The organism is Bacteroidota bacterium (assembly GCA_016721765.1).
GTDB lineage: Bacteria > Bacteroidota > Bacteroidia > UBA4408 > UBA4408 > UBA4408.
On the sequence record JADKHO010000002.1, the window covers coordinates 1005348 to 1017528 of the forward strand.

Below are 12181 nucleotides of genomic sequence, written 5' to 3' on the forward strand. Positions count from 1 at the left end.
ATGCTGATTAAAAAAATTATGAAATATAAATTACTACCCCTGTTAATGCTATTTGCTCGACCGCTTATAGCATCTACTGATTTAAGTATGGAAATTGCATCAAACAGCCTTACTCAAAAACCATTTTTGTTTATGGAAAACAAAGGGCAAGTGGCTAACCTTGAAGGTGAAGTTGTGCAGGATATTAAGTACACAGCGCAATCGAAAGGTGTAAAACTGTTTTTATCAGCCAATGGCATTCACTATCAATTTAAAAAAAATAAGGAAGAAATTGCTCAGGTGGTTGCCATTAAGAAGAACGAACAACCTAAATCAAAAACAGAGTTTTACCGCTTGGATATGGAATTAAAGGGAGCAAATCCTAATCCACAAATAATAGCTGAAAACAAAAGTGAATACTATGAAAATTATTATTTAGCACATTGTCCTAAACAGGGCATTACTGATGTGCATGGCTATTCAAAATTAACCTATAAAAATATTTATCCCGGCATTGATTGGGTAGTTTACTCAAAAGGGAATGAAATGAAATACGATTTTGTGGTGCATCCGGGTGCTGATCCCCAAAAAATAAAAATAAGTTATCCTACTGCTCAAACTATTGACCTTGCTGCGACCGGTGAAGTGGTTGTGAAAACACGATTGGGCGAATTGGCCGAAGGTATGCCCTACTGCTGGACAGGAAAAGAGCATATTATAGTAAACTCAAAGTTTAAATTAGTTGACAATATTTTACAATTTGATTTAGAAAATTATAACACAAATGAAGAGCTAATCATTGATCCTACTTTGCAATGGGCTGGTTACTTTGGAGGAAATTCAACCGATAAAATAAATAAAATTCTACCCGCACGAAACAGCGGTTTATACATTATTGGCAGCACTTACAGCACCAGTGGACTTGCCTATAATCCAAACTTTAATTACGATCCTTATCAGCTTAGCGCCCAAGGCCAAAGGGACGGTTTTTATTCAAAAATAACGAGTTCAGGTGCATTAGAATATTCAACCTATATAGGTTGGGGAGGTAACGATGAAGCTATTTCGGCCTGCTTAAGTGAAGATAATACCGGTACTGTGCTAGTTGTTGTTGGTAATACTGAGGGAAGTGGTGCAGTTTCTTTATATGGTTTTATGTACACATTTTTAGATTCGTATCACAGCCAAGGCTATAAACAAGGGGCTAAGGAATTTGGTTTTTTATTAGGCGGTGATAATTCAACCAGTATTAATGATGTGGTTCCATTAAGTCAATTTAGAGTAATGGTTGCAGGAACTACGAGCAGCACAACCGGTATGTCGGCCGTGAATTCGCCATTCGGATTTAACGATGCATTTGTTGCGATGTATGATTTAGACTTTGCTGTTGGGCCAATTAATTTTACCTATTTAGGAGGTTCAGGTGACGATGATGTAACTTCGATAGCGAAATATAAAAACAACTCCAACTTTTATCTTGGTGGGCATTCTAACAGTTCAAGTGGTATTTCAAGTTCAGGAATTCAACAGGATTTTTCGAACGGTGGTTACATTCTAAAACTAGATTCAAATTTTGCACAGCAGTGGGGCCGGTATACGGGAGGTTCGGAGGTAAAAATTGCATGTGACTCACAGGATAATGTATTTACAGTTGGTATGACTGATCAATCATCCTTAATTGCCACATCTAATGCTTATCAAACAGTACTGGGCGATATGATGGATGCCTTTATTATGAAATTTGACAACCAAGGAACAAAATTGTGGGGAAGCTATTTTGGAACGGATGAATGGTATGAAGAATCCCCAAATGTAGTGGTAGATAATGGCGGAAATGCCATCATCTCAACAAGTGGAGGCGTGCTAACCAGCGGCATGGTGCATGCGTTTCAACCCTTAATAAATGGAACCGGCGATTCCTATGGATTTTGGACAGTAGGAGGATACAATGTAACTAGAGATGCTGTTATTGGAAAATTTGATCCCAATGGAACCATAATCTGGTCGTCTTATTACGGTGGAAGACAGCACGAAAAATGCACTGCAATTTGCTTGTCGGATAATAATGAGGATTTTTACTTAGGGGGTAATACATTGAGTAATGATCTGGCTTACAACACCACCAATGCTGTGAATGATATTTTTGTTGCAAAATTATTTAATGCATCTGTTGAATTAGATAATTTTCCCTATCAGGGCTTTTGTCAAGGCGATAGCATTGATATACCTTATGAAACCTATGATTTTGTGCCAGCTGGAGCCAGTTATTCTGCCTTGCTTTTGTTAAATAAATCAACTTCTTCAATAATAACTTTAGGTACCGACTCAACAGGTAGTGGTGTTATACACGGTTACATCCCTTCTACTATACCTGCCACATTTTTTGGCAATTTTTTAAAAATCGTTCCAAGCTACACCACACCAATTGTGACGATTCAAAAAGAAATGAATAATATTTTTGCTTTACCGAATGTATTTATCAATGCTGTTTCCTCAACCAATTTTTGTGCTGGCAATGGTACGCTGCTTCAAGCCAATGCAAACAATGTTTCCAATTATCAATGGAAATACAACGGCACAGCAATTACGGGCGCCAATTCGAGTTCTTATTTTGCCACTTTAAACGGGTATTACGAAGTTGAAATTACCAACACAAATTCCTGTACTGCTAAGAGTAATCCCCTATTTTTAACAGTTTACCCTAAACCACCGGCTCATGTAACTGCCGACAACGACACCATTATTTGCTCCAACGAAAGTGTTACTTTAAAAACACCACTTAGTCCAATAATTGCTTTGCGCCAATGGGAATTTTCGACCAATGGATTGACCTGGAATTCTATTGCAGGTGCAAACGGTATTAATTATGTTACCAGCATTGGCGGGTATTACCGATGCTTATGCACTAGCGCATCAGGCTGCGATTCAACGAGCAATAGCATTAATGTAGTTGTGAATGCTGCACCAACTGCAAGTATTTCGCCCAATGGCACACAGGCAGTTTGTGCAGGATCCTCAATCAGCCTTCAGGCAAACACAGGTAGCGGTTATTCTTACCAATGGAGTTTAAATATGTTGCCCTTGGTGGGAGAAACCTCCGGATCACTTGCAGCCAGCCAAGCGGGAAATTATCAAGTAGAAGTTACTAATTCGTTTCAGTGTGCTACTCTTAGCTTGCCCGTAAATGTTATTGTTTACACTAAACCATCTGCGCACATTAATCCTGCATCGAGCACTTCTATATGTCAAGGTAGTTTTGTAACACTTACAGCCAATAATGCGGCAGGGGTAAGTCGACAATGGTTGTTTAACGGCAATGACATCCCTAATGAAACCGCAATAAGCTATCAAGCAAGCAATACCGGAAATTATCAAGTGCGTGTAACAAATTTAAATGGGTGCGATTCAATTAGTAATGTGATTGCTGTAATTGTTTATCCTTATCCAAGTGCAAGCATTTCGTATACTGGAATTCCTTATACTTGTGGGGGGAACGTGCTTCAATTACACGTCAATACCGGAAATGGATACAGTTATCAATGGCGATTAGATGGGATTGCTATTTCGAATGCAACCTATTCTTTGTATACAGTTGTTTTGCCAGATAGTGCACTTCACTATTCCGTAACGGTTACCAATGCCGGGATTTGTGCTGTAACAAGTCCTGAAACAATTATTAATCCAATTCCCAGCCCTATTGATATGTGCATTGTTTCAGTTGATAGCTTATCAAAATACAATGTAATTACATGGGAAAAAAGTCCAAGTAATTTAATAGATAGTTTCAGAATTTACAGAGAATATTCTACCAATTTGTATGCCTATGTTGCCTCAGTGGGTTACCCTGAGTTAAGTCAATATATTGATACCAACTTAGCAAACTCTAATCCAAATCAAAATTCAGAACGTTATAAAATTTCTGTTCTTGATATTTGCGGAAACGAAAGTGCAAAAAGTTCCTATCACCATACAATACTCCTGCAGGATCAACAAAATGGAAATTTTGATTGGAACAAATATGAAATTGAAAATCAATTTACACCGGTTACCAATTATTTCCTATACCGAGATACCGGCTCGACCGGTAATTGGGGATTACCAATTGCAAACACTACCGGAAATGTAACCCAAATTTCGATTCCTGACTATGCGCAATATCCGAATGCAAGTTATAAAGTGGAAACAAATTATGGGTTTAATTGCGTTCCATCTCAACGCACTTCAACGGGTATTAATAACACTCGAAGCAATATTAAAAACCGAATTGCAATCGGAATACATGAACCTAGTGTGAATCAACAAATAATTTTAATGCCTAACCCAGCTAGAGGTGAAGTAATACTAAAATGTGAAAGAAGCATAGTTGAACTTACCGTTTACGATTGTTTAGGAAAATTGGCATTAAAACCCAGCTCCGATGTATTAAAAAATACATCCATACATTTAAATATTAGCTCGCTTGCACCAGGAGTTTATACCCTATTATGCAAGGGAAAAGATTTTACATTCAGAAAAAAATTAGTTGTTGAATAATTAATTAAGCTACTATTTAGGCAATACCATCAGTAAAAATTAAATCCACTAAACGCAAACCAATGAAGAAACTCTCGAATTTTTTAGTACTGTTTGTTGGCTTTTCAATATCGGCTGCCGCACAAGACATACAATGGGCAAAAAATTATGGCAATACCGGATATGGCTATGATGTTGCTGTGGATGATAATGGAAATTCCTACATGGTGGGTTCATTTGATGGTGCAAGCATAACCTTTGGAGGTACCACCTTAACCAATGCGAATGCAGGTTATGGAGATATTTATGTGGTGAAAGTGAATACAAGTGGCACAGTTGTATGGGCAAAGAGGGCAGGGCAAACCGGATCTGATTACGCTTATGGGGTTGCGGTGGATAAGTCGGGCAATGTGTATGTGGCCGGCTCCTACTACAACAACGCAATTACTTTTGGCGCAACTACTTTAAGTAATTCAGGAGCAGCCGATGCTTTTGTGGTGAAATATAATTCATCCGGAACGGTGGTTTGGGCAAAAAAAGCGGGAGGAGCTTACAGTGAAACAGCTTCGAGTGTTGCTGTGGATACTTCAGGAAATGTATTGGTAACAGGTTATTTTGAGAGTTCATCCATTAATATCGGAAGTTATGCGCTTACTAATTCTTACCTTGGATCACCTGAAGTTTTTGTAGCGAAGTATAATTCTGCGGGTACCGCTCAATGGGCCTTTGCGTCCTTAGGTGCTGATTTTGACTTTGGTGAGGATATATCCACCGATGCAGCAGGCAATTGCTTTGTAGTTGGAACCTTTGGAAGTAATTCCCTTTCGATGGGAGGGAATACAATTTACAATGCATCCACAATTGGCACAGAAGATATTTTTGTTATGAAAGTTAGCAGCACAGGTGTTGTGACATGGCTTAACTCATTTGGCGGACCAGCTTACGAAGGAGGAGCAAAAATAACTTCAGATAATACAGGAAATGTTTTTATCAGTGGTAATTTTGGTGGTCCCACCATTAACCTTAGCACAACTTCATTGGCAAATTATAATGCCGGAACCAATGATATTTTTGTTGCAAAACTTAATACCTCGGGAGTTGTACAATGGGCGAAGCAAATTGGTAGTTTGAGTTACGAATATTTTGCCTCGCTTGATGTTGATAGGTTTGGGAATGTTTTTGTAGGCGGATTTTTTAGAGGCCCCGAGTTATATATCGGTAACGATACTTTATACCATAGTGTTGGCGGATTATATTCCGACATTTTTATAACCAAATTGAATACTACCGGCAACCCAGTTTGGGCCTATGCAAGTGGTGGAACCAATGATGACCAATGCACAGGAGTAGGAGTGGATTATCTTGGAAATTGCTATATCCAAGGTTATTTTAGCTCCAGCAGTGTGACTTTAGGCGCTTTTACCTTAAACAGTATTGGCAATAGTGCAAATCCCTATTTATCAAAAATATGCAGCCCCACCAGTAAGAGCCTCACTCAAACAGCTTGTGCGAGTTACACTTTAAATGGCACAACTTATACGAACAGCGGAGTGTATACACAAACCTTAACCAATCAAGCAGGATGCGATTCAGTGATTACACTTAATCTAACTATTAATCCAAGTCCAACGGTTAGCAATACTGGTACTACCATCGTATGCAGTGGAACTCCAATTAATATACCCTTAACCGCAAGCGTTGCATCCACCTTTACATGGATTGCGGCCAATAATGCGAATACTACTGGCGAAAGCTTAACACTTCAAACCACGTCTTCAATTCAAAATACAATTGTGTGCACCAATTCAAATCCACATAATGTAAACTATACCATCACTCCCACTTCTATTACAGGTTCTTGCCCGGGAACACCAAAAGTATACACGGTTACGGTGAATCCGCTACCTTTGGTAAGTTTTTCGGGATTGACGGATAGTGTATGTTTAAATTCATCGATACAAACCTTAATTGGATCACCAGCAGGGGAACTTTCAGCGGAAGCGGAATTAGCGGCACAACTTACAATCCGGCAATTGCAGGTGCCGGTGCGCATACATTAGTTTATACCTATACGAATGCAAATACCTGCACGAATACAAGCACAAAAACAGCGCATGTATTAGCAATACCAGCAGCTCCGTCCATTTGTATTGTTACAGTAGATACCACATCGGAATACAATGTAATCATCTGGGAAAAAACACCCGGATCAACGAACTTGAAATTATATAAAGTATATAGAGATACTGCAAATAATAATTATGCCTTAATTGGAACTGTGGCTTATGATTCATTAAGTCAATTTGCCGATACCTTGCGTCATCTTTATGCTGGAGATGGAAATCCAAATACCTCCTCGTGGAGTTACAAAATTTCAGTTGTGGATACTTGCGATAATGAAAGTCCGATGTCGTTGTATCACACCTCCATACATTTTAGGGATTTAGGGAATGGCAATTTTGATTGGACTTCCTACGAAATCGAAGGACAATCGCAACCTATTGTTCAATTGGTTAACCACAAAGTATATCGCGATAGTATAAGTGACGGACATTGGAAACTTATAAACTCGCCGGGAGCGTCAGCTTTAACAGCAACAGATTTAAATTATAGTAATTACCCGAATGGCCGCTGGCGCGTAGATGCAGTTTGGAATTCCAGCTGTACACCAACGGCGCGCATTGCAACAGGAATAAATAATACCAGAAGCAATATTAAAAACAAAACAGCGCCTAGCAGTGTAGCATCAGTTATGGCGTTAGAAAACAAAATTCAGTTAGTGCCCAACCCTGCGTCACAACTTGTTATCCTAAAAAGCGAACTGACGATAGATAATATTCGCATCATAGATAACCTGGGCCGAGAAACATTAAGTCAAAAAGGGGAAGTTTCAAACGAGCGAAATATAAACCTAAACATCAGTAGACTGGCAGCAGGTATTTACACTGTGGTTTGCAAAGGAAAAGAGTTTGAAGTGAGGAAGAAGTTGGTAGTGGAATAAATCATTGTTGTTTTATTCTTTTTTTTAATACAAATTATTTTTCTTTTCTTCAAAATAAAGCAATTAAAAAATTTGTATAGCTTTGAAACGCACACAATTTCCCATGCGCTTTCATAAAATTATCATCAGTATAGGTTTCCTTTTTTTATTTTTCTCCACAAAGGGACAACATTACAATTTGAAGAAATTTACTACAAAAAATGGTTTAGCCAATTCTATTGTTCAAAAAATAATTCAAGACCATTGGGGATATTATTGGTTTGCCACACAAAATGGATTGAGTCGGTTTGATGGCAAAAATTTCAAAAATTTTCATAAGTCTGATGGATTACCCTCTAGTGATATTACTTCTTTATTAGAAGATAATGCGGGTAAATTATGGGTAGCCACTGCTGAAGGGTTAGCAGTTTTTGACGGCATAAAATTTACTCCCATTCATGAGCCTGGATTAGACCGAATAGTTTACTGTATTAGTAAAGATAATAGAGGTACAATGTGGTTTGCAACTTACGGTTCAGGACTTATAAGTTACAATGGAAAATCATATATGCATTATACAACAAAGAATGGACTTCCAACTGATTCGTTGTTTAGCATAATGCAGGACAGTCAAAATAATTTTTGGGTTGGTACATACCATTATGGAGTTTGCAAAATTAATCCGAGCAGTTTAACTGGTGGTAAACTTGAATGTAAATCCTTTTCCAAAAAAGATGGGATGAGCTCGAACAATATATTTTGTTTGCTCGAAGATAAAGCACATACAATATGGATGGGGACCACAAATGGTGCTGTTTCTGTAATTAAAAATGGAGCTATACAGCAAGAAATTATTTCCCCGGAAATGGCAACTGATTTTGTTTCTCAAATGATTGAAGACCGATTGGGAAACATTTGGATTGCCACTCAAGAACATGGATTAATAAAAAAATCGATTTCTGAAAATTACTATTATGGTAAAAATGAAGGCCTTCAATCGCAATTCATTAATTCATTGTATTTGGATAATTCACTCAATTTATGGATTGGGTCGGATCAAGGTGTTTGTATTTTTAGAAATGAGGCAATTACCAATTTTATTGAAAGTGATGGATTAACAACTAAGGAAGTGCAATGTGTGAGTCAGGATATTGATAATAAAGTACTTTGTGGCACCGCTATTGGACTAAGCATCTACAATGGAAAAAAGTACGTTGAAATATCTGAATTCAAAGAAATTTCTGTAAGCTCAATTGCAACCGATGAACAGAACGACTTATGGATTGGTACAGCAAATCAAGGAATTTTTTTAATTGACAAAAACCAATCCTATAAAAAAGTTCGGAATATTATTGATGCAAGTGGAATAGAGCTTTCCTCTCCTATAAACGGAATTGCAAAATCAAAATCAGGCGATATGTGGGTAGCCACTTACGGGCAAGGGCTCTTTAAATTCGACGATAAGGGTTCGGTGCATTATAGCTTAAAAGATGGGCTATTAAGCGATAATCTTCATACCTTATTTATTGATAGACATGAAAATGTTTGGATAGGCACGTATCAAGCAGGATTATTTAAATTTGATGGTACCTCATTCACCAATTATACAAACAAAGTAGGTTTGGCGGATAATACGGTATATGGAATTTGTGAGAATAAAAAAGGAGAACTCTTTTTTGCCACCGCAGAAGGAGGATTAAGTATTTATGATGGTCAGAAATTTCATACCCTCACTACAAAAAATGGATTAAGCTCTAATCTGATTTACTCTGTTAAAGTGGATAATCAAAACTTATTATGGCTTGGCACAAACAATGGCCTAAACCGCCTAAAACTTAAAGCTGATTTCACTGTTGATTCCCTTAAAATTTTCACCGAACAAAACGGATTGGAAGGCAGTGAATTCATTTCTTCTAATTCGTTATTTATTGATAAGAGTGGAATTATTTGGGCTGGTACCACTAATGGCTTATCAAAATACAACCCCGCACTCGATTTTCCTAATAACACCCCTCCTCCCCTTGTGCTGCAAAGCATTCGCTTATTTAATCAAACCGTAGATTGGAAAAAATATGCCGACAGCGTAGATGCGAAAACCGGCTTGCCGCTGAACCTCGACTTAAGTTATAAAAACAATCACCTCACTTTTAATTTTCAAGCAATTAGTATTGATGACAATTTAAAATACTCGTATCAACTCGAAGGTTTTGATAAGGATTGGTCGGCACTGACTTCGGCTACTGAAGCGGTTTATACCAATATTCCATCAGGTAAGGAATATACGTTTAAAGTGCGCGCTGTGAACGGTGATGGCGTGTGGAGTACCAAAAATATTGAATATCGTTTTTATATCGAAGCGCCTATTTGGCAGCGTTGGTGGTTTATTTCACTGGCCATTATTTTTAGTGTTGCCGGTATATTTTTTTATATCAATTGGCGTACATCAAAATTAGCAGCTGAAAAAAAACACCTCGAAGAAAAAGTAGAAGAGCGCACTACCGAACTGAAGCACACCAACGATTTGCTTTCTGAAGCATTTACGGATATCAAGGATAGTATAAATTACGCACAACGCATACAGGAAGCCATTCTTCCTATGGAATCCATTATTCGTGAAGTATTTCCGGATTCATTTATTTTATTTAAACCACGTGATGTAGTAAGTGGTGATTTTTACTGGTTTGGAACAGTCGAAAAAAATGGCGAAAAACACCACATCATTGCTGCCGCTGATTGCACCGGTCATGGTGTTCCGGGAGCATTCATGAGCATGATTGGCAATACTATTTTGAGCGAAATAATTGTGGCAAAAGAAGTAGTGGAACCCGGACAAATTTTATCTCTTTTGCACCACGGCATTCGAAAAGCGCTTAAACAAAATCTCACCACTTCACGCGATGGAATGGACATTTGTTTGTGTAGTATTAATTTAACAACACTTAAGGTGAAGTATGCCGGAGCTTACAACCCTTTGTGGGTTTTGCGAAATACGAAAGAAATAGAAGTTATAAAAGCCAACAAGTGCGCCATTGGAGGCTTTACGGAAGACAAACAAATTTTTGAATCGCATGAATTGCAATTGGAGAAGGGCGAAGCTTTGTATTTATTTACCGATGGATATGCCGATCAGTTTGGTGGGGAGTTGGGTAAAAAACTTACCGCCAAAAAATTCAAAGAGGGTATTTTGAGTGTTGCCAATGAGCCAATGACTAAGCAGAAATTTTATTTGGATAATCTGGTGGAAATATGGAAGGGGAAGGAGTTTCAGGTGGATGATATTTTGGTAATTGGGATTAAGGTTTAATGCCTTATTGATTTTCATTTTTTAGGCTATCTTTTTTTGAAACACATAGGAGCATAGGAAACATAGGGTTCGCATAGGAATGAGTTATGTGGCTATGTGTTTATTTTTCATATTGCATTTTTTTTGAAACACATAGGAACATAGGAAACATAGGGTTCGCATAGGAATGAGCTATGTGGCTATGTGTTTATTTTTCACATTGGATTTTTTTTGAACCACATAGGAACATAGGCAACATAGGGTTTACATAGGAATGAGCTATGTGGCTATGTGTTTATTTTTTCAAGTGACTTTGTTGTGAAACCTTCAATCGAAGACGCAAAAAAGCTAACGAATTTTAACTATTCCCGCGAAACATTTTCACCTCCAAAATGTTTCCTAATTTGTGAAGATTGCTTAATATTGTAAACCAAATCACCCCTATGGAAGACATAAAAAACCTGGATAATTTTCAGGCTAAAATTGATAAAGGTTTAAAAATTGAACCTAAAGATTGGATGCCCGAAGCTTACCGTAAACAACTCATCCGCATGATGAGTCAACATGCACACAGCGAAATAGTGGGCATGCTCCCCGAAGGCAATTGGATTACACGAGCCCCAAGCCTTAGAAGAAAAGCCGTTTTACTTAGCAAAGTGCAAGATGAAGCAGGACATGGATTATACCTCTACAGTGCTGCCGAAACGCTTGGTATAGATCGTACCGAACTGCTTGAACAATTACACAGCGGAAAAGCTAAATACTCCAGTATTTTTAATTACCCCACCCTTACTTGGGCGGATGTCGGTGCGATTGGCTGGTTGGTTGACGGCGCAGCTATCATGAATCAAACCATGCTTGCACGCGGTTCTTATGGACCTTATTCACGCGCGATGGTGCGTATTTGCAAAGAAGAGAGTTTCCATAACCGACAAGGATATGAAATTATGACGGTGCTTTCCAATGGAACTGCTGAACAAAAGCAGCTGGCACAGGATGCACTTAACCGCTGGTGGTGGCCTTCAATTATGATGCTTGGTCCGAGTGAAGGACAATCGCCCAACAGTGAACAATTGATGAAATGGAAAGTGAAGCTTGAAAGCAACGATGATATCCGTCAGCGCTTCATTGATCGCACCGTTCCTCAAGGTTTGTTTTTGGGATTAACTTTTCCGGATGCCGATTTAAAATTTAATGAAACTACCGGTCATTATGAGCATGGACCAATTAATTGGGAGGAATTTTTTAATGTGGTTAAAGGTAATGGCCCTTGTAATCGCGAACGTCTTAAGGCGCGCGTAAATGCTGATAAAGAAGGCAAGTGGGTAAGAGAAGCGGCTATGGCTTATGCAGAGAAGAAAAAAGCGAAGGTTGCGGCTTAGGTTGATTTATTGATTAGCCAATTAGCGGATTAGCTGATTAGCTGT

General features: G+C 38.3%; 4 protein-coding genes. All 4 read left to right on the forward strand.

The features are described 5' to 3' along the window. The first annotated feature begins 18 nt into the window (after positions 1 to 18). The 4 genes from IPP32_12490 (at position 19) to paaA (ending at position 12136) form a co-directional block, all read left to right on the forward strand. Complete coding sequence (locus IPP32_12490; GenBank protein MBL0048901.1) at positions 19 to 4512, forward strand: T9SS type A sorting domain-containing protein; 4494 nt, start codon at positions 19 to 21, stop codon at positions 4510 to 4512. Between the two features lie 62 nt (positions 4513 to 4574). Beyond that, positions 4575 to 6551, forward strand: coding sequence for an SBBP repeat-containing protein (locus tag IPP32_12495; GenBank protein ID MBL0048902.1), 1977 nt, complete (start codon positions 4575 to 4577; stop codon positions 6549 to 6551). A 1119-nt stretch (positions 6552 to 7670) separates the two neighbouring features. After that, on the forward strand, positions 7671 to 10775 hold the full coding sequence (locus IPP32_12500) for a SpoIIE family protein phosphatase (GenBank protein ID MBL0048903.1): 3105 nt from the start codon (positions 7671 to 7673) through the stop codon (positions 10773 to 10775). 422 nt (positions 10776 to 11197) lie between these two features. Further along, the gene (paaA, locus tag IPP32_12505; GenBank protein ID MBL0048904.1) at positions 11198 to 12136 is read left to right on the forward strand and encodes a 1,2-phenylacetyl-CoA epoxidase subunit A; all 939 of its coding nucleotides are present in this window, start codon (positions 11198 to 11200) and stop codon (positions 12134 to 12136) included. The last annotated feature ends 45 nt before the right edge of the window (positions 12137 to 12181 follow it).